This window comes from Corynebacterium urinipleomorphum (assembly GCF_900155535.1).
Lineage (GTDB): Bacteria > Actinomycetota > Actinomycetes > Mycobacteriales > Mycobacteriaceae > Corynebacterium > Corynebacterium urinipleomorphum.
Map to the genome: position 1 here is coordinate 551,088 of NZ_LT706965.1, position 23,290 is coordinate 574,377.

Below are 23,290 nucleotides of genomic sequence, written 5' to 3' on the forward strand. Positions count from 1 at the left end.
TTTCTCGTGGGTACACCTTACCCGCGCCACGAGCACTCACGGTCACCAGCTCACGGGCACTTCGCTTATCGACGCCTCACTGCGCCCCCGCGCCTATTCTCCCCTGACCATTTCCCGCAACCGGTCCGAGTAGGACTGGATGCGTTTTTCCGCTCCGTGGTCGGTGGGTTGGTAATAGCGGGCCTCGTCGAGTCCCTCGGGCATGTAGCGCTGCTGGACCACACCCCGCGGATCGTCGTGGGGGTAGATATAGCCGACGGCGTGACCGATCTTCTTCGCCCCTTCGTAATGTCCATCGCGCAAGTGGGGCGGGACGGGGCCGGAGTGACCTGCGCGGACGTCGACAAGCGCGGCGTCAATCGCTTTGATCACGGACGGCGACTTGGGTGCGGTGGCCAAATGGATGGTGGCTTGGGCAAGGGCGAGGCGGCCTTCCGGCATGCCGATGAACTGGACGGCGTTCGCCGCAGCAGTCGCGGTCTGCAAAGCGGTCGGGTCCGCCATCCCGATGTCTTCGGAAGCGTGGATGACCAGGCGACGCGCGATGAACCGCGGGTCCTCCCCCGCCTCGATCATGCGGGCGAGGTAGTGCAACGCCGCGTCCACGTCCGAACCGCGGATGGATTTGATGAACGCCGAAGTGATGTCGTAGTGCTGGTCGCCGTCGCGGTCGTAGCGCACCACCGCCCGGTCGACGCTGTTCTGCACGACCTCGAGCGTGATCGCCCCGTCCTCGGCGCCCTCCGCCGCGGCTTCGAGGTACGTCAGTGCTCGGCGGGCATCACCCCCGGCGAGGAGCACGAGCTGCTCCCGAGCGTCGTCGCTGAGCGTCACCCGTCCATTCAGCCCGCGTTCGTCGGCCACTGCGCGGTCGAGGACCGTGCGGATCCCGTCGTCATCGAGCGATTCGAGTTTGAGCAGCAACGACCGCGACAATAAAGGCGCGACGACGCTGAACGACGGGTTCTCCGTCGTTGCGGCGACGAGCAGCACCGTGCGGTTCTCCACCGCGGCAAGCAGCGCGTCCTGCTGCGTCTTGGAAAACCGGTGCACCTCGTCGATGAAGAGAACCGTCCGCTGCCCGCGCACGAGATCCTGCTTGGCGCCCTCGAGCACCTCGCGAATCTGCTTCACCCCCGAAGACAACGCGGACAGACCCACGAAATTCTGCCCCATCGCACCAGCGATCAATGACGCGATGGTCGTCTTGCCCGTCCCTGGCGGTCCGTAGAGAATCACGGACGCTTCGCCGGAACCCTCAACAAGGCGCCGCAGCGGGCGGCCCGGTCCGAGCAGGTGCTCCTGCCCCACTAGCTCATCGAGGCTGCGCGGACGCATGCGCGCGGCGAGCGGCGCCGCCGAGCCCGCGTCGAAAAATGCGGTGCCCCTTGACGCGGCCGTACCCGACCCAGCGCGCTGCGAGCTTTCTGTACTCCCGCTAGTCGGATCCGTGAACAGCCCGCCCTGGGTCATGCCAGCCACTCCACAACGCGGCGCGCGAACTCAGCCACCACCCCGTACGCCGGTTCCGTGCCTGCCTCGGCGTAACGCGCGAGCGCCTCAAATGTTCCGGCGACATCCCGGCGAATCAAGCGGGCTTCAGCTTCGTCGCGTCCCCCGCCGACGTCCGAAGCGGCGGCGTCCGCGTAGTCCAAGATCGACGCACTGAAGAACGCCCACCCGACCAACGCGGCTGTGATGCGCGCCTGCAGCGTGTCGTGGTTGAGCACCGAAGGCCAGATCCCGCTGACCTCCGCCACCCAGGCTTCGAGGAACACCGCGGTCTCGCGCTCGCTGATTGGACGCGCTGAAATGTATTGCGGGAAGCCCGCGATCACCCCGGCAATATCGAAAATGACGTCGCGGAAACCGGCCCACTCGTAATCGAGGAACTGTGCCCGCTCCGCGAAGATGATGTTGTCCGGAGAGAGGTCGAACGGGGTGAATGCGCGGGAGCCGCCGTGCAGCATACGGACCTGTACGGTGTCGGCGACGGCCGCGACATCAGCGGGAACCTCGATCCCTGCCTCCCGGATGATGTCCAAGCCTTCTTGGATTCGGTTCTCCAGCATCGCTTCCCGCTGGATCTGGATGTCCCTCGCTCCGTCGATGGAGCGCACCATTCGGGCAAGCAGAATGCTGAAGCTCGTCTCCGCCCCCGCTGTTGCGGCGTGCATCTTGCCCAGCGACGTTCCTAAATTCCGCAGCAGACGCACACGTGCGTCGTCGTCGGACTGCTCGAGCAAATCGGCGAAGGTCTCACCGTTGCCCACATCCGACAAAATCAGGGTGCGGCGCGCGATGTCGTAGCCGAGGAGGACAGGCCCAGGACGCACATCTTCGCTTAACGACGTCGTGAATTGGTACGCGACCACCTCCCTCACGAATGCCGCGTCGTCGACCACATCGTCAGTGTGCGGGGAGTACTTCACCACGACAGACCGGTGCGGGAAAACTGGGTTATTAGCCACCCGCAGGCGCAGCACCGTCGCGCCACCGGTTCCGCCCAGCTCCTCTGGATCGGTGAGTTGCTGCTTCCCACCGTACCGGTGGTTCAGCACCGCTTGTGCGGTGGCGATGATCTCTTCGGTGTCCAGCATGTCAGGCCCGCCGTTGGCAGGGGTGAAACACCGCCTGCCAACGGCTTTATCCTTTGCCTAGTTCTCCGCCTTCGCTGCGCCCTCACCGTCAGCGCCGGAATCCTTCTTCTCCGGCTTGAAGTCCACGCCGGTCTCCTTGCGCTGGGCGGCCGGAATGGTCCCCGGTGCGTCGGTAAGCGGGTCGACGCCGCCGCCAGACTTCGGGAAGGCGATGACATCGCGGATGGAGTCGAAGCCGCCGAGCAGGGACACAATGCGGTCCCAGCCGAACGCGATGCCGCCGTGCGGCGGAGCACCGAAGGAGAATGCGTCGAGCAGGAAGCCGAACTTCTCCTGTGCCTCCTCGTCGTTGATGCCCATCACGTCGAAGACGCGCTTCTGCACGTCCTGGTTGTGGATACGGATGGAGCCGCCGCCGATCTCGTTGCCGTTGCAGACGATGTCGTAGGCGTACGCGAGCGCCTCGCCCGGCTCCTTGTCAAAGGTATCCAGGTACTCCGGCTTGGGCGACGTGAAGGCGTGGTGCACTGCGGTCCACTGGGAGTGGCCCAGCGCGACATCGCCGGACGCGGTAGCGTCAGCTGCCGGCTCGAACAGCGGAGCGTCGACGACCCAGGTGAACGCCCAGTCGCCGTCCTTGATCAGGCCGAGCTTGTTCGCGATCTCGCCGCGAGCGGCGCCGAGCAGGGCGCGGGAGGACTTGGTGTCGCCCGCAGCGAAGAAGATGCAGTCGCCCGGCTTAGCGCCGACGTGCTCTGCGATGCCCGCTTTTTCTTCATCGGTGATGTTCTTGGCCACCGGACCGGTCAGCTCGCCGTCCTCCTGCACGAGGATGTATGCCAAACCCTTGGCGCCGCGCTGCTTCGCCCAGTCCTGCCATGCGTCGAGCTGACGACGCGGCTGGGAAGCGCCGCCTTCCATGACCACGGCACCCACGTACTCGTTCTGGAACACGCGGAAAGGCGTGTCCTTGAAGAATTCGGTGCACTCCACCAGCTGGATGTCGAAGCGGAGGTCCGGCTTGTCCGAGCCGTACTTCTCCATCGCTTCCTTGTACGTCATGCGCGGGATCGGAGTGGTGATCTCGTAGCCGATGAGCTTCCACAGCTCCACGAGGATCTCTTCGGCGAGCTCGATGATGTCGTCCTGGTCGACGAAGCTCGCCTCGATGTCCAGCTGGGTGAATTCCGGCTGACGGTCAGCGCGGAAGTCCTCGTCGCGGTAGCAGCGCGCGATCTGGAAGTAGCGCTCCATACCCGAGACCATGAGCAGCTGCTTGAACAGCTGCGGGGACTGCGGCAACGCGTACCAGGTGCCCGGGCGGAGACGAGCCGGCACGAGGAAGTCGCGTGCGCCCTCCGGGGTGGAGCGGGTCAACGTCGGAGTCTCAATCTCAACGAACTCGTGCTTGTTCAGCACATCGCGCGCAGCCTTGTTCGCCTTGGAACGCAGACGCAGCGCCTCCGCCTGACGCTCGCGGCGCAGGTCCAGATAGCGGTAACGCAGACGGGTCTCTTCGCCGACCTCGCTGGAGGAGAAGTCCTCCACCTGGAACGGCAACGGTGCGGAGGTGGACAGCACCTCCAGCTCGGTGGCGTTGACCTCGATCTCGCCCGATGCGAGGTTCGGGTTCGCGGAGCCTTCCGGACGCGGTTCAACCACACCAGTGACCTTGATGCAGTACTCGCTGCGCAGGTCGTGAGCAGCCTCAGCCACATCAGATTCACGGAAGACCACCTGGGCGTAACCGGAACGGTCGCGCAGGTCGATGAAGATCACGCCACCGTGGTCGCGGCGGCGGCCTACCCAACCAGTCAGTGTGACGGTCTGGCCGTCCATTTCTTTACGAAGATCCCCCGCAAGGTGAGTGCGCAGCACGGTGTCCTCAACGTCCTTCCACAATTGCTTCTCTTAACTTCCGCGAGTCTACCGAATGGCCGCACCGCTCCCGACCACTCCCTGGGAACGACAGTCCCCCATGGAAGCCGCGCTAGGTTGTGGCACAATTCACCTATGACGTTCAAGAGCGGTGTGACCCCCTCGGGTCAAGGAGTGAGCACCTCCGGCGGTTCCGGCCGCCGCGGCGGTGGAGGCATGCCCATCATGGTCGGCGGCGGCGGATTGGGCACACTCGTGCTGCTCGCGCTGTTCTTCCTCCTAGGCGGAGGCGGCGGCGGTACTGCGCCGGCACCGCAAAACCAAGGCCAAGGCCAGCACAGCGGCCAAGGCAGCGAGGGATTTGACCTCGCCCAATGCCAGCGTGAAGGCGCGGTCAACGAGATTGCAGAGTGCCGCGCGGCTGCTACAGCGGACTCCCTGAACAAGATCTGGAGCGGTGTTCTCCCCGAGCAGGCGAACGTCGACTACTCCATGCCGAGCATGCAGATGTTCAAGAATGATGTGCAGACCGGCTGCGGTTTCGCTACCGCCGACACCGGCCCGTTCTACTGCCCCCGCGACAAGACGATCTACCTCGACGTCGGCTTCTACAACCAGCTTGAGCGCATGGGCGGTTCCGACGGTTCCCTCTCCCAGATGTACGTTGTCGCCCACGAATGGGGCCACCACATTCAAAACCTTGAAGGCACGCTGGGTCTGAGCGACTACAACAACCCGGGCGAAGACTCCGCAGCCGTCGCCATCGAACTGCAGGCTGACTGCTACGCTGGCGTGTGGGCATCCCGCGCAGACAAGGGCGATGACGCCATGCTTGAACCGATCACCGAAGAGCAGGTCAAGCAGGCTGTCCAGACCGCCCGCGCGATCGGCGACGACCACATCCAGGAACAGTCCGGCCGCCAAGTCAACCCTGACGCGTGGACCCACGGCTCCTCTGAACAGCGCCAGAAACTGTTCCTCACTGGTTACCAGTCCGGTTCCCTGGCCAAGTGCGACACTCTCAACCGCGGCGCATACCAGGAATAAATTTAGCTAACAGGAGCAGAGGTACGGGATGACGCAGGATAGGGGAACAACGGAGACGTCGATAAGCATTGCCCCGCGTAACCGTGCCGTGCCGTTCCTCGCGGCCTTCAACGAGATCGAAGGTTTCCTTCGCGCGGCGCTCGACGCGAAGAAGACCGACAGCTTCAACTGGATGGTCTCTAAAGCGGAGAAACGCCACATTGTCACCACCGCGCAGGCGAATGACCTGAAAGAATTCGCAGGTCTGCGCAACGCGATCAGCCACGGCGAATACCAGGACTTCCGCCCGATCGCGGAACCGCTGCCGGAAACCGTCGCCGAGATTGAGGCCATCCGGGACCAGCTCCTCCACCCAGCCTTGGCCACCGATGTCATCGGGCACCAAGACGTGGTCACTTTCGCCCCCGACGAGGACGTACACGAGGCGCTGAAGGCCATCCGGGACACCGGCATCTCCCAGTTCCCCATCTATCAGGGCAAGCAATGCGTGGGTGTGCTGACCACGAACACCATCGCGCGGTGGCTCGCGGACGAGCTGAAATCAGGCGACACAATCACCAACACGGCGATCGGCGATGTCCTCGCCTTCAACGAGCGCAAAGACAACGCCGTGTTCCTTCCGCGCACGGCTACAGCTGTGGAAGCGATCGCCGCGCTCACCTCCCCCGGCGATAAGCTGACGCTCCCCCGCCTAGTCATCATCACCGAGCACGGTCACGACAACCAGCAGCCGTTGTGCGTGATCACGCCGTCGAATCTAGCGGCGCTGTACGACGCCGCTTAAAGCCCGCCGCTGACTGAGCCCCGCGCTAGTCCCCAAGCTCCTGGCCCAGCGCCCCCGCCAAAACAAGTCGCACCAGGTACAGGGCCACGGCGGGCACGAAGAAGAAGACGAGGGGCACAGAAAGCGCGACGGGCAGGGCAAATACCGCCCACACAGCGCCAACGAGGATGGCCACGGCAACCGCGGTGCGTCCGAGGAAGCGGAACATCAACTGAATCGATGCCGCGGCTAACGGGCGAAACGCGGGTTTCGCGCTGATGGTTGCGCGGGCGCGGGTCCCGTCACCACGACTAGGCAGGGACGCCAGCGCGAAGAACCAGACGCTGATCCCCGCAATGATGAATGCCCCGGCGAGCGCCAAAGCCTGGATCGCGGTGAGGGCGAAACCGCTGATCCCCGCCTGGAACACGACGAACTGCTGGTAGACGAGCAATCCCCCAGCAAGCAGCAGGAGCACCCAATAGAGGCTCACCGTCTTCCACCGCACGGTGAGCTGCCGGATGAACTGAAGTGCGTACCGGGAACCGCGTCCCTGCACCATGTCCCCCACCACGACGTTGGCGGCCCGCCACGCAGCGCCGCCGGTGACCACCGGAAGCGAGGTGACCACGAGCAGCATGTTGAGGATGACGATGTCCGCGAGCAGCGTGAACGCCGCCATGAACTTCGAGTCGGGGTGGAAGAACTGCATCTGTCGGCGCGGCTAGCCCTTCACGGCGCCCGCGGCCACACCTTCGATGATGTGCTTTTGGGCGGCGACGTAGAAGATGATGATCGGGGTGATCGCCAGCACCAGCATGGCCATCATGGCGCCAAGGTCGCGGTCTCCCTGCGAGCCGATGAACTGCTGAATCACCACCGGGATCGTGCGGTACGGGGTGGACAGGCCGATGACCAAGTACGGCAGGAGGTAGTCGTTCCAGATCCACATTGCGTTGAGGATTGCCACGGTGATCGCTGTTGGCTTGAGCATCGGCAGGACCACACGGAAGAAGGTCGTCAGCGGGGAGCAGCCGTCGATGTAGGCCGCCTCCTCGATCTCCAGCGGGATGGATTTCACGAATCCGGAGAACATAAACACCGACAGTCCCGCGCCGAAGCCGAGGTACAGCACCACCATGCCCAGCGGGTTGGCCAGTCCGAGGCGGTCCGCAATGACCACGGTGGGGAACATGACCATCTGGAACGGGATGACCATGGAGAACACGAACGCGTAGTAGAGGGCGTTCGTCCACCACGTCTTCACACGGGTGATGTAGTAGGCGGTCATCGCGGAGAAGAACACGATCACCACGACGGAGCTGATCGTGATCACGAACGACCACACGATCGCCCAGCCGAAGCCTTCTCCCTGCACGCCGGTGATGTAGTTGGTCAGCCCTGCCCACAGCTCCCCGACCGGCAGCGCGAACGGGTTGGTGGAAATGGCGAAGCGGTCTTTGAACGAGTTCAGGAGGATGAAGAAGATCGGCCCCAGGAACACGATGGTGAGGAAGACCAGCACCGCGTAGATCAGCACCTTGGCGCCGCTAGAGACCGTTGACTCGTCGGCGGCGCGCTTATCGCTTTTCGACGGCGCGTTCACCCCGCTGTTGCTCCTCACCTTTGACGGAGCCTTATCTGTCGCGTTGATACTCGTAGTCATTGTTTATGCCTCCACTTCCCTGCTGCGGGTGGCGCGCAGCTGGAACATTGCGATGGCGACGACAACGACGACGAAGATGACTGCCTTCGCCTGGCCCACGCCTTCGGCGCCCACTCGGTTGAACATGGTTTTGACGATGTTGAGGGCGACCATTTCGGTCTGGCCGCCGGGTGCGCCATCCGTGAGCGCCAAGTTCTGGTCGTACACCTTGAACGTGTTGGACAGAGTCAGGAACAGGCAGATGGTGATGGACGGCATCATCAGCGGAATGGTCACGTGGCGCAACTCCTCCCACTTGGACACGCCGTCGATCTCAGCGGCTTCAATCAGCTCAGGCGGGACATTTTGCAGACCCGCGATGTAGATGATCATCATGTATCCGATGAGCTGCCAGTTCATCAGCATGATCAAGCCTGCGTAGCCAAAACGCCAGTCAGCGGAGATCGTCGTCTCGTAGTTGGCCAGCACCGCGTTGATCATGGACTGCCAGGTGTAGCCGAGCACGATGCCGCCGATGAGGTTCGGCATGAAGAAGACCGTGCGGAAGAAGTTGGTGCCGCGCAGTTTGCGTGTCAGCGTCCAAGCGATAGCGAACGCGATGACGTTGACGGTGATGATGGACACTACTGCCACCAGAATGGTGAACAGCAACGCCGACACGAATCCTTCACGCTCGGAAAAGACTCGTGCGTAGTTGTCCAGTCCGACCCAGGTGGCATCGGTGATAGTGGTGAAGTCGGTGAATGATAGCGCCGTTCCGACAATGAACGGCACGAAGAACGCGATACCGAATGCGATGAGTGTCGGCAGCACGAAGATCGGGAAGTATTTCTTCAGTGTCTCTTGCATGGTGTGGTCCCTTGGTTGCTCCCGGTCCGCCTAATCCATCAAGGCGATCTGGTTGGCCATCTCGTAGTTCCAGTCCTCTTTGAGCTTGCTCACGAGGTCCTCCCACGGCATATTTCCGTTGGCATACTGCGCGAGGTTCTGCCCAAACAGGTCGCGGAACTGTTGGTTGGGGGTGTACTGGAAGTCCCACGGGAGGGCTTCGGTGGTGTCGTCGCTCAGCGCTTCCTGCACCTGGCGGGCCAGCGGGTCGTTAGGCACGTCGTCGACACCGTAGTTCTGGAACGGCGCGATGAAGCCGAGGTCGTTGACCACGAGTTCCTTGCCGCGCTCGGACAGGAAGAGCCAGTTGAGGAAATCGCGGGTGGCCTTCTGGTCTTCTTCGCTCGCCTTCTTGTTCACGGAGAGGAAGTTCTCGGTGCCCACGTTGATTCCGACATTCTCTTCGTTCGGCAGTCCCATGTACATGGGCATGAACTTGATCTTGTCCTCTTTGACCACGTTGCCGCCCTCCTCGGAGATCTGGTCCCATGCCCAGTTGCCGTTCTGGACCATCGCGGCCTTGCCGGTGGCGAATTCCGCCATGGAGTCCGACACCGCGCGGGCGGAAGCCAGGCTGGGCTTGACCGTGGAGTTCTGCAGGTACAGGTCGAGGAGGTCGCGGTAGTTGTCGCCGTAGGTGAACTCGAAGTCAGCCAGGTCGGAGAAATCCTGGACACCGCGGTCCTCAATCTCGTAGTGGATCGGTCCGTTCATCAAGTGGTTCGTCCAGCGCCACTCTTCGCCTGCGGCGAGCGACGTCGCGGCGAACGCGCCCTCGATGCCCAATTCGTCCTTGCGCGCCTGCATGCCCTCTGCGACAGCCTTGAGGTCCTCGAAGGAGTTGAGCTCCTCCATGGAGCCGACCTTTGCGCCCGGCAGCGCGAAATAGGCGTCCAGGATCTCTTCGTTGTAGAGAATGCCAAAGCCCTCCATCGCGAACGGAACACCCACGATGCCGCCCTCGGCGTTAGTGATCGGCTGAGCGTCCTCTTGCAGCGCTTGCGCAATCTCGTAGTCGGACATATCCGCCAAGTAGTCTTTCCAGATGCCGTAGCCTTCCTGGCCGTTGATCTGGAACAGCGTCGGCGCATTGGTCTTGGCCATCTCGGCCTTCAGCGTTTGCATGTACGAACCGGAGGCAGCTGTGACTACCTTGACCGGGACTCCTGTCTCGGCCGTGTACTCTTCGGCGATTTGCTCGAACTGCTGAGATTGCTCGGGCTTGAAGTTCAGGTAGTAGACGCTCGGTCCGTTGTTTTGCCCGCACGCGGTCAGCACCGAGGCGCTCAACCCGACGGCGGCGACAGCCGCTAGTGCACGGGTGGTTGGTTGCATGGAATGCACCTCATTCGTTGTGAGTCGTTTTTTCAGGTTCGTGGAGTTCTTCGGCGGTGTAGATCCGGGCCTCATCCGGCCGGTCGGGCAAGATGGTGCGGAAATAGGACTCGGCTGCTTCGTCGAGACGCACGTACCGGTGCTCGTTTTCGGAAATGAACCATCGGTGGTCGAGGATCTCGTGGAAGACTTGGGCTGGCTCGAGCTTCGCGCGTAGTTCTGGCGGGGTGAGCGCGACAACCGGCTCGTAGCGGTTCACCAGCCAGTCGAGTGCGACGTCTTGCTGGGACACCTCGCCGTCTTGATGGAGTGCTCGGTAGACCTCCATCTCGCCGAGAAGGCGCTGCGCCTGCCTGTCCTGCACTTCGAGGCCGGTGAGCTGCTTCAGTTTGCGGCGGTGGAAGCCGGTGGAGAACACGGCTGGCTCGATGCTCACCCGGTAGACGTCGATGTTCTCGCCGGTGGGCTGACCGTCTTCTCCCACAGCTGGGCGGGTCTCGTGGCTGATCTCGGTCTCACCGATGTCGAAGCCGAGTGACTGGATCTTTTCCACGTGCTCTGCGATTTGACCGAACGCGTCGCCTTCCACAACCAGCTCCTCTGTCATGAGGCCCCACAGTTCGTGGTAGATGGCGTCGACGGCGTTGCCGAGGGCGATGACGTCCACGTCGCCGCCGATAAGCCCGCCCGCTTGAAGGTCCATGAGCTCGCCGATGATGTTGACGCGGGCGACCTCGACGTCGTAAAGCCTGCGCCCCTCGGAAAGCGGCTCATGGAACTCGCCCGTTTCCGCGTCGACGAGGTACGCGGAGAACTCGTCAGCGTCGCGGCGGAACAGGGTATTGGACAAGGAGACATCGCCCCAGTAGAAATTGAGCAGGTGGAGTCGCACGAGCAGCACCGCCAGCGCCCGAATCAGCTTGTTCACCGTCTCCGGTCCCAGCGCGCGGCTGAACACATCGCGGTACGGCAGTGAGAACTCGAGGTGCTCCGTGACCAGGCACGGAGTGAGCTCCTCATCGCGTGCGCCGCCGGTGCGGTGCGCAATCACCGCGACTGGCTTCACGCACGGAAGGTCTAGGTCGCGGAGCTTTTTCAGCGTGCGGTACTCGTGGTAAGCGACAGTCTCGCCGATCTCCTTGACCGCCAACGCCATTCCGTCCGAGGAGATGAGCCGCACCGTATGGCGCGAAATACCCCGCGGAAACGCCGCCAGAAGTTCAGCCGGCCAGTCCTCGAGCGGGATCGCCCATGGCAGGCCGAGCAACGCTTTCGCGTAGACCGGCGACTGGACGCTCATCTTCTCGGACATGGCTACTTCACCCCCGCGGCACCTGCGCGGCAGGGATTAAATCCTCTTCCCGGTCGCCTTGGAGAACACGTGCAGGCCGCCCTCGTTCACCGCGACATGAATGATGTCGCCTCCCTTGATGCCGGACATCGGCGCCACGCGAACCACGATCTGGCCGGCTGCGGAGTCATCGGTGCCTTCCTCGCGCCATCCGCCTCCAACGAGGTGACCGTACAGGTACGAATCCGAACCGAGTTCCTCGATGAAATCGACCTCGACCGGCACGGTGTGCTCCGTGTTATCGGGCACGACGGTCAGAGCCTCCGGTCGGAAACCGAGGATGACCTGGTTGTTGTCCTCGGGGGTCAGCGCCTGGACCTGCTCCGGGGAAAGCGGGATCGACGCGCCGCCAAGGGTCGCCACATTGCCCTCGACGTTGAACGTGGACAAGTTCATCGCCGGGGAGCCAATGAAGCCGGCAACGAACACGTTATCCGGCTGTTCGTACAGCTCGCGCGGGGTTCCCACCTGCTGCAGCACTCCGAAGTTGAGCACGGCAATTCGGTCTCCCATGGTCAAGGCCTCAGTCTGATCGTGCGTGACGTAGATCGTGGTCACGCCCATGCGGCGCTGCAGGCTGGCGATCTGGGTGCGGGTCTGCACACGCAGCTTCGCATCCAGGTTGGACAGTGGCTCGTCCATGAGGAAGACCTGCGGTTCACGCACGATCGCGCGGCCCATGGCCACACGCTGGCGCTGGCCTCCGGATAGAGCCTTCGGCTTGCGGTCGAGGTATTCCGTCAGGTCGAGAGTCTTAGCGGCCTCCTCGACGCGGCGGTCGATCTCGCCCTTTTCCATTCCTGCGATCTTCAGAGCAAAGCCCATGTTCTCGCGCACGGTCATGTGCGGGTACAGCGCGTAGTTCTGGAAGACCATTGCGATGTCGCGGTCTTTCGGGGACTCGTTGGTCACGTCCCGGTCGCCGATCAGGATGCGCCCCTCGTTGGTCTCCTCCAGGCCCGCGAGCATGCGCAGCGCGGTCGACTTACCGGAGCCGGAAGGCCCGACGAGGACGAGGAACTCACCGTCCGCAATCTCAAGATCGAGCTTATCGACGCTCGGTTTCTCCGCCTTCGGATAAATCCTCGTCGCCTTGTCGTAAGTCACTGTGGCCATGTGCTTCTCCTCTGTCAGCTAGCACAAACTCATCGGGTTTTGTATTGAACCTTTAAGATGACCCTAACACCGGACATTTCGGGCATAAAGAATGCCCGGTTGGCCGTTTGTGCCCCCGATACCCCCGCGTTTACCCTCGGTGTCATGTCCTCGCACCGCGTCAGTGTTATCGATCTATTCAGCATCGGTATCGGCCCGTCGTCCTCCCACACAGTCGGCCCGATGAGGGCGAGCGCGGCGTTCGTGGAAAAGCTCGGTGAGATGCCCGCCGAGGTGCATATTGAGCTGCGCGGGTCCCTCGCTGCAACGGGTGTCGGCCACGGCACCGACCGAGCGGTTCTTCTCGGCTTGGTCGGATACACTCCCCTGACCACCGACCAGACGGTCGAGCCGGTCCCTGGCACCCCCATCCCCGCCACAGGCGAAATCAGCGGCCCCGACGGCACAGTCGCCTATTCGCTCACGTTCAACCCCAAGCCGGTTTCGGAGCACCCTAACTGCCTCATCTTCGACGCCTGGGACGCCGACGGCACCCGCTTGGCCAGCCGCAACGAGTACTACTCCGTCGGCGGCGGTTTCATTATGGACCGCGCAGAAATGAATGAGGCCGCTGAGGAGGGAGCAAACACCGGTATCGCGGCTGCAACCGCGGTCGCCGAGGATGAGGACCCCGCCGGCGCAGAAGCGACATACGTCTACGATTCCTCTGCCGATCTCCTCGCCGTGTGCGAACGCACCGGGCTCTCCATCGCCGATGTCATGGCGCACAACGAACGCATCCAGCGCGGAGAGACCGAATTCACGACTCATCTGGACGAAGTCTGGTCCGTCATGCAGGAGTGTGTGAAAAACGGCATCACTACCGACGGCTCTCTCCCCGGCGGCTTGAACGTTCGCCGGCGTGCTCCGCGTTTACACGCGATGCTCACCAGCGAGCAGCAGCGGCACAACTCGGAGGGCCTCGACGCGATGGAGTGGGTGAACCTCTACGCCCTCGCCGTCAACGAGGAGAACGCCGCGCACGGCCGCGTGGTCACCGCTCCCACGAACGGCGCAGCCGGAATCATCCCGGCTGTCATGCACTACTGCCGCGACTTTACCGCCGACTTCACTCCGGAGCGCGCCCGCGAGTTTCTACTGACCGCGGGAACAATCGGCGCGATCATCAAGACCAACGCGTCCATTTCCGGTGCCGAGGTCGGCTGCCAGGGCGAGGTCGGGTCAGCTTCAGCCATGGCTGCCGCTGGCATGTGCGCCATTCTCGGTGGCACTCCCGCGCAGGTGGAGAACGCCGCGGAGATCGCCCTCGAGCACAACCTCGGCCTCACCTGCGATCCGGTCGGAGGTCTTGTGCAGGTGCCTTGCATCGAGCGCAACGCCATCGGCGCTGTCAAAGCAATCAACGCCGCCCGGCTGGCTAAGTGGGGCGACGGAACCAACATCGTCTCCCTCGACGACGCAGTAGAGACCATGGCCGCCACCGGCCGCGACATGATGACCAAGTACAAGGAGACTTCCGTCGGCGGCCTTGCAGTTCAGCTCGGCTTCCCGGTGAACATCACGGAGTGCTGACTGATCGAAAGCGGCCATGTACGGATTCAGTTTGGAGGTTTGCTTTGGAATCTAAGGATGTTAATGGAGCTGAGTCGAGAGAGAAAGGCCAGAGCGATACTTCACAGAACGCTGACCAGATTCAAACGCATCCCGTGATGAAAGCTTTGGATGACGCTTTAGTGAAAGCCGTGAATCCTGGGGCTCGACGCATCGAAAAACTTCACAGCAAGAACCCGAACGCAAGTAGAAGCGAAATCGCCAACCAGCTGGAGCGAGATTTTCGTCAGAGCGTCACGGTCACTGGTGTAGCAACCGGTGCTACCAGCGCGGCACCAGGCGTTGGCACTCTGGTGGGATTAGCAGCAGCTTCCGGGGACTTGGTGTGGTTCTTCACCAGTGCGTCGAGATACATTCTCTCTCTTGCCAACCTGTACGAGCTTGATGTCGAAGACATTGAACGGCAACGAGCACTCGTTATGACTGTGTTATTAGGTGGGAGCGCGACAGGAATCGCCACCCGCGCGGCCGAAACGACTGGGCAACATCTGGGCAAGAAAGCTGTGGAGCAGATTCCTATGCACTCTGTACGAGCGATCAATAAGAAACTGGGTCCCTACTTTGTCACGAAATTCAGCCAGCGCGGAGTGATCCAACTAGGAAAGATACTTCCTTTCGGGTTTGGCGCCGCTATCGGCGGAGCCAGCAACTACGCCATCGCGCACACCACCATCCTCAGCGCTCGCAAAGCATTCAAGGAGTTTGAATAATCTGTTCAAATCCATAGGAGTTGGAGTTATAAAATCTGCTTGATTCCATCCCTTGCCCTGTTGAATCGTTCCTCCATAACGGCAATACTGAAAGCGCTGGCACCATGAGCCGATGCCCGCGCAGCGGCTTGTGCCAGCGCGTCACTCAGTTGTCGTAGCCACGAGGGATCAATCTTTTGCCCGAAAAGATCCAGAACTGCCGGATCTGTGAAATGCGAGAGAGCCAACTGTGTTTCACCGTCGAGAGCAAGCTCATGCGCATCGCCTTCACTGTCGGGCGTTGGGTTTACGTCGAACGCGGGTGAAAGGCTCCATGAGCCGTTCCACCTGAGGAAACCGTGGTTGCGTAGGTGATCATCGACGTTTCCGACGAGCACTCCGAACACGGCTCGGCGCCACAATTCAGCAGAGTCGGCACCGTTAAGGCGAGCCCACTCTACGAGGTCCACCCAGTCCCCGCCTTCGCCGTCGGATGCTTCGAGAGCAGTCATCGCTGACATATAAGGAATGCGGTCTCCGTTGGTTCTACGGTCAAAACGGCGCACAAAAAGGACGGTTCGCTCTTCACCGTCGACAGAGAACATCGTGGTTTCGTGCGGAGCCACCGCGATCCCGGCGGCTGCCATCAGATCGAGGATCGCGGCTTCCCAGGCGATGACATTCCAGTCGTCCCCAACTGGTTTGGGAAACTTAGCGAGCCACAGGTCGCCACCACGAAGGACGTTGGCCTTCGGTCGAGCGCCACCTAGCGAGCCGGTCGCACGGAACAGTCTCCGGATGGTGCGTTCCGGGATGTTTTTCTCGCCGCGTTGAACCTGGTCCGCGGTGCGAAGTACCTCCGCTAGCTCATGTTCGCCAGGCACGCCTTCACCGTCAGCAACTGCAACCCCGTCGACCCAGAACCGTGTCGCTCCCTGGCGGCCGTGGTCGTTGACTCCGAGTAGGAGAGAAACTTCATCCAGAGTCCTCCCAGCCGCCCGCATGAGCACTTTTCTTCCCCATGTGTCCGGTGCGGAATCGCTGAAGGGGTTGGCCGGGAAGATCGGCTGTGGCCCGGCGAAAAGCCCGAGCGACGGCGCGAGAGCGAACGCGTTCGGCCGCTCCAGATACGACTGATCGTAAGCGAACGAAGCCGAAGACCGCGTACGGTACACATGCCCCGCGAGCACCTCGTCGCCGTTCAGCACGGTTGTCACCGCGATCTTGCCGCTGCTCGTCATAGCTGCCCCCCTAGTCCTCGAACTTCGGAACACGGACACGCTCGGGCAGCTTCTCCGCCGCCCGCAAGCGCCCCACATCTGTCTCATAGGGGTCGGTGGCCGTGACGACACCCTCCATTAGGCCCAGCACCTTCAGCACCGCCAACGTGGCATCTAGTCCAGCGCCCTGGCCGTTCTCCAGCTTGCTCAGCGTAGGCGCGGAGATGCCGGCACGCTCGGCGACCATGGTGACGGTCAAGCCGAGCAGCTTGCGCTGGTTCCGGATGTTCTCGCCGATGGTGCGCAGTCCACGGCGGACTGGGGTCGGGGTGTATTTCACGCGCCCGACTTTAGCGAAAGATTCCTACGGAAGAAACCTTGTAAGAGTAAGCATCCTTTAGCTTAATCCTGAGGGAGATAGATCGCGTCGATGATCTCGTGGACATCCAGCGCAACAGTCTTCTGCGACTGGTCGCGCAGGTTCTTCACGGTGATCTCGCCGGATTCGAGTTCGCGGTCGCCGAGGACGAGAGCGGTGTGTGCACCGGAGCGGTCGGCGCCCTTCATCGCTCCCTTGAGGCCGCGGCCGCCGTAGGCCATGTCGGCGGGGATGCCGTTGTGGCGGAGTTCGTCGATAAGCTTGGCCATCTTCTTGGTGGCCTTAGGCCCGATCGCGACACCGTAGACTTCGACGCGTTGGTCCACCCCGTCGAGCGTGATGCCCTCCGCCTCCAAAGCAAGAACAGCGCGGTCGACGCCGAGGCCGAAACCGATGCCGGAGAGATCCTGCCCGCCGATCTGCGCCATCAGGCCGTCGTAGCGTCCACCGCCGCCGATGCCGGATTGCGCGCCGAGGCCGTCGTGGACGAACTCGAAGCACGTCTTGGTGTAATAATCCAAGCCGCGGACCATGCGCGGGTTGATTGTGTACGCGATGCCCAGATCGTCGAGGGATCCGGTGACGGTTTCGAAGTGCTCGCGGCAATCGTCGTCCAGGTGGTCGAGCATGAGCGGCGCATCCGCGGTCATCTCCTGGACCTCCGGGCGCTTGTCGTCGAGGACGCGCAGCGGGTTGATCTGCGCACGGTGGCGGGTCTCCTCATCGAGCGGCAGATCGAGGAGGAAGTCCTGCAGCTTCTGGCGGTACGCCGGGCGGCAATTCTTGTCGCCCAGGCTGGTCAGCTCGAGGCGGTAGCCGCTAAGCCCGATCTCGCGGTAGCAGCGGTCGGCGAGGGCGATGACTTCGACGTCGAGAAGCGGATCGTCGACGCCGATCGCCTCGACACCGACCTGCTGCAATTGGCGGTAGCGGCCCGCCTGCGGGCGCTCGTAACGGAAGAACGGGCCGTAGTAGTTGAGCTTGACCGGCAGCTGACCGCGGTCGAGATTGTGCTCGATGACCGCGCGCATGACACCCGCGGTGCCCTCGGGGCGCAGAGTGACGGAGCGGTCGCCGCGGTCAGCGAAGGTGTACATCTCCTTGGACACCACGTCCGTGGATTCGCCGACACCACGGGCGAAGAGCGTCGTGTCCTCGAAGATGGGCAGCTCGATGTGCTGGTACCCGGCGAGATGGGCCTGGTTCACAAACTCCGAACGGACCGCGTGGAAGGTGGCGGACGCCGGCGGGACATAGTCCGGCACCCCCTTCGGCGCGGAGAGGGGTTTGAACTTCTCGGCTTTCTGCTGGGTATCGCTCACGTCGGTCGATCTTAGCGTGAACGCCCGGCTGCGCTGAGATACGGGTTTGTCGCGCGCTCTTGGGCCACGGTCGTTGCGGGCCCGTGGCCGGGCAACACGGTGAGCGCGTCATCCAGGTCCCACACAGGGCCAGCGAGGGTGCGGTCCATGGCAGCCGGGTCGCCGAGCGGCAAGTCCGTGCGGCCGATGGATCCGGCGAAAAGAACGTCGCCAGCAAAGACAACATTCTCATCTTGGGCGATGAGCAGCGACGAACCAGGCGAGTGGCCGGGTGCGTGGACGATACGGAAGTCCATCCCCGCGACCGTCATAGTCTCCCCCGCCTTCAGGTACCGCAGGTCCTCCGGCTGCTTCATCGAAGAAACCTCGAAGATGCGGCCAAAGTCGCCGGGTGCGCCCCACTTCGGGTCGAGCATCACCTCATCGTCGGGGTGGATGTAGACCGGCACACCGAATTCGGCGCAGTCGCGCGTGTGGTCGATGTGGCCGTGAGTCAGGACGACGGCGGTGAGATCTGCCCTGGCTTCTTCCACGACCTTCAGTACCTGTGCGTGTGAATCCTTGCCCGGGTCGATCACGAACGCCTCGGGCGCCTCGCCTTCCGCGCTCTCAGAGGAGATGACGACGTACGTGTTGGTGCCGAACGGCCCTGCGGTGAATCCTGCGATCTGCATGGCCGCCAGTGTAGACGGCACCCATGAGCGTCAGCGCCGCGTTACTTCGACAGCGCTTGGGCGGCGGCGTCGTAATCGGGCTCGTCCGCGATGTCGTCGACAAGCTGCGTATGGACGATGTTGTGGTCGGCATCCGTGACCACAACGGAACGAGCGAGCAACCCTTTGATGGGCGAGCCCTCCATGATCACGCCGTAGTCTTCACCGAACGTGGAGCGGAATGCGGATGCGCTGACAACGTTCTCAATGCCCTCCGCCCCGCAGAAGCGCTGCTGGGCGAACGGCAAGTCCTTGGACACGCACAGTACGACGGTGTTGTCGAAGCCGGCGGCGAGCTCGTTGAAGCGGCGCACGGACTGCGCGCACACACCGGTGTCCACCGACGGGAAGATGTTCAAGACGATGCGTTTGCCAGCGAAATCTGCGTCAGTGACCGGCTGCATGTCGCCGCCGACAAGTTCAAAAGACGGAAGGCTGCCTCCCACTGCGGGAAGCTCGCCGGAGGTGGTCGTGGGCTCAGTGCGGAAAGAGATGTCTGCCATGGCGCCCAGCATAAAGGCGTGAGCGCCCGCATGGAGCGTTCACCAGCTACTGATACTGTATTTACCCATCTGACCACCCTGACTCACTTGATGGAGGCCGAAGTCCGTGAGCAATAACGCGCAGCGCGGCAAAGACGCCCTGAAGGAACTTGACCGCGAGCTAAAGTCCCGCGACCGTAAAGAACAGACCAAACCGTGGACCATCGCGGCGATGGCTCTACTGATCATCGCCCTCGTCGGCGGAGGCATTTACCTCGCCGCCACGTGGGGTTCGGACGAGGATGTCGTTGCCGAAGACGAGTCCACCGCATCAACCGAGCCGTCCGAGGTGATGGAGCCGGTCGCTCTGAGCAAGCAGCGCTCCACGCCGCTCGACCCGACCGTGACGTGTACCTACACCGAGGATGGTCAGGGCGAGTTCTACAAGGGGCTTCCTCAGGCCGAGGGCGTGTCCACTGAGGGCACCGTCGACATCACTCTGGACACCACCGCCGGACCGATCGGCATGACTCTGGACCGTTCTGTTTCACCGTGCACCGTGAACGCCATCGAGTACCTTGCTAAAGAGGGCTACTACAACGACACCGTCTGCCACCGCCTCACCACCGAAGGCATCCACGTCCTCCAGTGCGGCGACCCGAGCGGAACCGGCAGCGGCGGCCCTGGCTTCTCGTTCCCGGACGAGTACCCGGCTGACGGCGACGCCGAAAAGGACCAGCCGACCGTCCTCTACGAGCGCGGCACCATCGCAATGGCCAACTCCGGCCCGAACACGAACGGGTCCCAGTTCTTCCTGAACTACGGCGACTCCCCGCTGCCGCCCGCCTACACCTACTTCGGTTCCATCAACGAAGAAGGCCTGGCCACCCTGGACAAGATCGCGGAAGCTGGCATCGCCGAGCCCGCATCCGAAGAAGAAGCCATGATGATGGGACCAGGTGACGGTGCCCCGAAGGAAGAAGTGAAGATCACCAGCGCACAGGTCGCCTAGCCTCTTCCTAGCGGGGTCAGAACCCCACCTTTTACACCTCCCACAAACCCGCCGAGCGTGATGTTAGTCACACACGGCGGGTCTTCTTTGTCCAGAATTTAAGGTTTCAATAACAGCGCGCAGCGAGCACACAGCTTATCGACGAGCCCCTCAATCCCCCACCTCTCCCCTTCCCATCAGTGACGATCGACAAAAGATCCCGTCCAGAACCCGCTCACATCCCACTAGGCTAATAACTCCTGCAACATGCGTCACAGACTTGAAACACTGCCGCTAAAGACAACCTGAGAGAATGCTTTTGAAGCTGGATAGGCCCTCACTTCGGCCCTTGCAGCCCCTAAACCTCGGCTGTAGAGTGATCCACGTCAATACGAGCTTCACTCCGAAAGGTCAGTCCCTATGAAGATCCGCAAGGGCCTCCTCGCCGCTGCTACTGCTGCAACCGTTTCCTTCTCCGGCGTTGTCGCCGCACCGGCATTCGCTGAGACGAATGCGTCGAACCCCACCGTCGCAACCGATGTTAACGGCCACCCTTTGCCGGAAGGCTCTTCGGGCAAGCAGCTGTCCCAGAATGCGACTGACCTCTTCTACGCTTTCGACAAGGAGCAGAACCGGTACATCCTCTCCGCGACCAAGATCGGTGGCTGGATCACCCTGTTCACGTCGATCCTCGGCGCTGTTACCGCCATCATCAACTTCGCCCAGAAGAACTTCAACATCAAGCGCTAGGTTCGCTTAGGGCTTTCAGCTCGCAAGTAGCCGCCACGGTAATTGGCTGTGGCGGCTTTTTGCATTCCTAAATCGGTTGCGGTGGATCTGGTTGACACAGCGGGAAAACCGACCAGCGGAAATAGTGAAGTGGGAGCTGCGAAGTGTAAACGAGATCCACAGGGTTCCGGGGCTAGGCTGTCCCCGTTGTTAAGCCGTGACGCGATAGACGTCGAAGACGCCCTCGATGTTGCGGATCTGGTTCATGAGGGTCCCCAGCTGCTTGGTGTCGGACACTTGGAAGGTGAACCGGACGGTGGCAATGTGGTCGTCATCGCAATGGTGGTTGAACGCGATGACGGGCAGCTTCTGATCGTTGAGGACGCGGGTGAGCTCCGCGAGCAGGCCCTGCTTGTCCAATGCTTCGAGCTGCATGGTGGCCAGGGATGCGCCTTGGCGGGAACCGCTATTCCATTCGACCTGGATCAGGCGGGCGGATTCCTGTTTCAGCTTCTCAGCATTCGTGCAGTCCACACGGTGGACGGAGACTCCCCCGCCGCGGGTGACAAAGCCGAAGATCTCGTCGCCTGGGACGGGCTGGCAGCACCGGGCCAGTTTGGCCATGACGTCGGGGGAACCTTCGACGAGGATGCCGGGGCCGTCGATACGCGAAGGCGTTTTGGTGAGCTCCGACATGGGCGTGCGCGCGGTGAGGGCGTCGACGGCGTCGTCCTCATCGCCGAACATTTCCACGAGCATGCCCACGACATGCTTTGCAGAGACCTGGCCGGAACCGATGGCTGTGTAGAGCGCGTCGACGCTCTCGTAATGCAGCTGGACGGCGACTTTATTCATTGAATCCGCCGTGAACAGGCGGTGCATCGGCAGACCGCCGCGCTGAACCTCAGCGGCGAGTGCATCGCGGCCAGCTTCAAGGTGCTCCTCACGTCGCTCCTTGGCAAACCACTGGCGGATCTTGGTCCGCGCACGGGGCGACACAACGAATTCCTGCCAATCGCGCGACGGGCCAGCATTGGTGTCCTTCGATGTGAATACCTCAACGCGGTCGCCGGACTTCAGTGTCGACTCGAGGGCGACGAGCTTCCCGTTGACCTTCGCGCCGATACAGCGGTGGCCCACCTCCGTGTGGACGGCGTAGGCGAAATCCACGGGCGTGGATCCCGCCGGCAAGTTGATCACATCGCCCTTTGGTGTGAAGCAGAAGATTTGGGCAGACGTGAGATCATAACGCAGCGAGTCGAGGAACTCGTTCGGGTCCGCCGCTTCCTTCTGCCAGTCGAGCAACTGACGCATCCACGTCATCTGGTCCAGTTCCGCCTGATCGCCCTTGTGGGAGCCTTTCGTCTCCTTGTAGCGCCAGTGGGCGGCGACTCCGAACTCAGCGTTGTAGTGCATCTCGTGGGTGCGCACCTGGATCTCTAGCGGGCGGCCGGAGTTAGTCATCACCGTGGTGTGCAACGACTGGTAGACGCCGAAGCGCGGGTTGGAGATGTAATCCTTGAACCGCCCCGGCATTGCCGAGTACAACGAGTGCACGACGCCGATAGCGGCATAACAATCACTGACATCGTCGACGAGAACGCGGATACCGACGAGATCGAAGATCTCATTGAAGTCGCGTCCGCGCACCACCATCTTTTGGTAAATCGACCAGTAGTGCTTCGGCCGACCCATGACTTCGGCTTTGATCCCGTTGGATTTCAGCTCTGCCTGGATCTCGTTGGTGATCTCTTGCAGCGCACGGTCGCGCGACGGGGCGCGCTCGGCAACGAGGCGGACGATTTCCTCGTACTTCTTGGGGTACAAGATGGCAAAGGCGAGGTCCTCAAGCTCCCATTTCACCGTCGCCATACCGAGGCGGTGAGCCAGCGGAGCGATGACTTCGAGGGTCTCGCGCGCCTTCTTCTGCTGCTTCTCAGGCGGCAGGAAGCGCATCGTGCGCATGTTGTGCAGACGGTCGGCGACCTTGATTACCAGCACGCGCGGGTCCTGGGACATGGCCACGATCATCTTGCGGATCGTCTCCGCTTCAGCGGCGGCACCGAGAGCGACTTTGTCCAGCTTGGTCACGCCGTCGACGAGACGGGCCACCTCCGGCCCGAAATCATTAGTGAGGTCTTCCAGCGAGTACTCGGTGTCCTCCACCGTGTCATGCAACAAAGCCGCCATGATCGTGGTGGTGTCCATGCCGATCTCGGCGCAGATCGTGGCCACCGCCAACGGGTGAGTGATGTACGGGTCACCTGACTTACGCTGCACTCCCTCGTGGAGCCGCTCCGCAGTGTCGTAAGCGCGCGAGATCTCCTCAGCGTTCGCTTTCGGGTGGTACTTGCGGTGGATCGAGTACAGCGGCTCGATCACCGGGTTCGTTTTCGGCCGGCCACCGGTGAGTGACCGGGCGAGTCGGGCCGAAACACTGCGCATCGACGAACCCGAACGCCGTTGCGGTCTGTCTTGGGACGTCATGCGCCCAGCTTAGGCCACACGGT

The 23,290-nt window shown here is 62.3% G+C and carries 21 protein-coding genes; 6 read left to right on the forward strand and 15 right to left on the reverse strand.

From position 1 onward, the window contains the following. Positions 1-93: 93 nt before the first annotated feature. Genes CZ338_RS09765 through aspS form a run of 3 tightly spaced genes read right to left on the reverse strand, consistent with a single transcriptional unit; the run spans position 94 to position 4,478 of the window. Positions 94-1,473 (reverse strand): replication-associated recombination protein A, encoded by a 1,380-nt coding sequence (locus tag CZ338_RS09765; RefSeq protein WP_087118018.1) that lies wholly within the window; start codon positions 1,471-1,473, stop codon positions 94-96. Beyond that, positions 1,470-2,600, reverse strand: a complete 1,131-nt coding sequence (locus tag CZ338_RS09770; protein WP_087118019.1) for a phosphotransferase — start codon at positions 2,598-2,600, stop codon at positions 1,470-1,472. The genes CZ338_RS09765 and CZ338_RS09770 overlap by 4 nt, the downstream gene beginning before the upstream one ends. Before the next feature lie 57 nt (positions 2,601-2,657). Further along, a complete protein-coding gene (gene aspS, locus CZ338_RS09775; RefSeq protein WP_087118245.1) occupies positions 2,658-4,478 on the reverse strand; it encodes an aspartate--tRNA ligase in 1,821 nt (606 codons plus the stop codon). A 135-nt stretch (positions 4,479-4,613) separates the two neighbouring features. Here aspS and ypfJ point away from each other — a divergent pair, with 135 nt between their 5' ends. Beyond that, positions 4,614-5,525, forward strand: a complete 912-nt coding sequence (gene ypfJ, locus CZ338_RS09780; RefSeq protein WP_087118020.1) for a KPN_02809 family neutral zinc metallopeptidase — start codon at positions 4,614-4,616, stop codon at positions 5,523-5,525. A gap of 28 nt (positions 5,526-5,553) precedes the next feature. Beyond that, on the forward strand, positions 5,554-6,309 hold the full coding sequence (locus CZ338_RS09785) for a CBS domain-containing protein (RefSeq protein ID WP_235839525.1): 756 nt from the start codon (positions 5,554-5,556) through the stop codon (positions 6,307-6,309). Positions 6,310-6,334: 25 nt separating this feature from the next. Here CZ338_RS09785 and CZ338_RS09790 read toward each other — a convergent pair whose 3' ends face one another. Genes CZ338_RS09790 through CZ338_RS09815 form a run of 6 tightly spaced genes read right to left on the reverse strand, consistent with a single transcriptional unit; the run spans position 6,335 to position 12,644 of the window. Next, positions 6,335-7,000, reverse strand: coding sequence for a MusI family membrane protein (locus tag CZ338_RS09790; protein ID WP_087118021.1), 666 nt, complete (start codon positions 6,998-7,000; stop codon positions 6,335-6,337). Between the two features lie 12 nt (positions 7,001-7,012). After that, positions 7,013-7,954: a carbohydrate ABC transporter permease gene (locus tag CZ338_RS09795; RefSeq protein WP_235839526.1), complete on the reverse strand. Its 942-nt coding sequence runs from the start codon at positions 7,952-7,954 to the stop codon at positions 7,013-7,015. 3 nt (positions 7,955-7,957) lie between these two features. Next, the gene (locus CZ338_RS09800) at positions 7,958-8,803 is read right to left on the reverse strand and encodes a carbohydrate ABC transporter permease (protein WP_087118023.1); all 846 of its coding nucleotides are present in this window, start codon (positions 8,801-8,803) and stop codon (positions 7,958-7,960) included. Between the two features lie 30 nt (positions 8,804-8,833). Then, positions 8,834-10,177: an ABC transporter substrate-binding protein gene (locus CZ338_RS09805; RefSeq protein WP_087118024.1), complete on the reverse strand. Its 1,344-nt coding sequence runs from the start codon at positions 10,175-10,177 to the stop codon at positions 8,834-8,836. A 10-nt stretch (positions 10,178-10,187) separates the two neighbouring features. Beyond that, positions 10,188-11,489 (reverse strand): DUF4032 domain-containing protein, encoded by a 1,302-nt coding sequence (locus CZ338_RS09810; RefSeq protein WP_087118025.1) that lies wholly within the window; start codon positions 11,487-11,489, stop codon positions 10,188-10,190. 36 nt (positions 11,490-11,525) lie between these two features. Next, complete coding sequence (locus CZ338_RS09815) at positions 11,526-12,644, reverse strand: ABC transporter ATP-binding protein (protein ID WP_087118026.1); 1,119 nt, start codon at positions 12,642-12,644, stop codon at positions 11,526-11,528. Positions 12,645-12,788: 144 nt separating this feature from the next. On the opposite strand from CZ338_RS09815, the gene CZ338_RS09820 reads away from it, so the two are divergent. Beyond that, positions 12,789-14,216: an L-serine ammonia-lyase gene (locus tag CZ338_RS09820; RefSeq protein ID WP_087118027.1), complete on the forward strand. Its 1,428-nt coding sequence runs from the start codon at positions 12,789-12,791 to the stop codon at positions 14,214-14,216. A gap of 44 nt (positions 14,217-14,260) precedes the next feature. After that, positions 14,261-14,965 (forward strand): hypothetical protein, encoded by a 705-nt coding sequence (locus CZ338_RS09825; protein WP_087118028.1) that lies wholly within the window; start codon positions 14,261-14,263, stop codon positions 14,963-14,965. A 26-nt stretch (positions 14,966-14,991) separates the two neighbouring features. Here the strand turns inward: CZ338_RS09825 and CZ338_RS09830 are convergent, their stop codons facing one another. From CZ338_RS09830 to tpx, 5 genes are all read right to left on the reverse strand, one after another. Further along, on the reverse strand, positions 14,992-16,185 hold the full coding sequence (locus CZ338_RS09830; protein WP_087118029.1) for a type II toxin-antitoxin system HipA family toxin: 1,194 nt from the start codon (positions 16,183-16,185) through the stop codon (positions 14,992-14,994). 10 nt (positions 16,186-16,195) lie between these two features. Then, the gene (locus CZ338_RS09835; protein WP_087118030.1) at positions 16,196-16,504 is read right to left on the reverse strand and encodes a helix-turn-helix domain-containing protein; all 309 of its coding nucleotides are present in this window, start codon (positions 16,502-16,504) and stop codon (positions 16,196-16,198) included. 62 nt (positions 16,505-16,566) lie between these two features. Further along, positions 16,567-17,865, reverse strand: coding sequence for a histidine--tRNA ligase (gene hisS, locus CZ338_RS09840; RefSeq protein ID WP_087118031.1), 1,299 nt, complete (start codon positions 17,863-17,865; stop codon positions 16,567-16,569). An 11-nt stretch (positions 17,866-17,876) separates the two neighbouring features. Next, positions 17,877-18,539 (reverse strand): MBL fold metallo-hydrolase, encoded by a 663-nt coding sequence (locus CZ338_RS09845; protein ID WP_204211915.1) that lies wholly within the window; start codon positions 18,537-18,539, stop codon positions 17,877-17,879. A 41-nt stretch (positions 18,540-18,580) separates the two neighbouring features. Continuing rightward, positions 18,581-19,081 (reverse strand): thiol peroxidase, encoded by a 501-nt coding sequence (gene tpx / locus CZ338_RS09850; protein WP_087118248.1) that lies wholly within the window; start codon positions 19,079-19,081, stop codon positions 18,581-18,583. 106 nt (positions 19,082-19,187) lie between these two features. Here tpx and CZ338_RS09855 point away from each other — a divergent pair, with 106 nt between their 5' ends. Then, positions 19,188-20,072, forward strand: a complete 885-nt coding sequence (locus CZ338_RS09855) for a peptidylprolyl isomerase (RefSeq protein ID WP_087118032.1) — start codon at positions 19,188-19,190, stop codon at positions 20,070-20,072. Positions 20,073-20,471: 399 nt separating this feature from the next. Further along, positions 20,472-20,801, forward strand: a complete 330-nt coding sequence (locus tag CZ338_RS09860; protein ID WP_087118033.1) for a hypothetical protein — start codon at positions 20,472-20,474, stop codon at positions 20,799-20,801. Between the two features lie 189 nt (positions 20,802-20,990). Here CZ338_RS09860 and CZ338_RS09865 read toward each other — a convergent pair whose 3' ends face one another. Next, the gene (locus CZ338_RS09865; protein WP_087118034.1) at positions 20,991-23,267 is read right to left on the reverse strand and encodes a RelA/SpoT family protein; all 2,277 of its coding nucleotides are present in this window, start codon (positions 23,265-23,267) and stop codon (positions 20,991-20,993) included. Positions 23,268-23,290 lie beyond the last annotated feature (23 nt).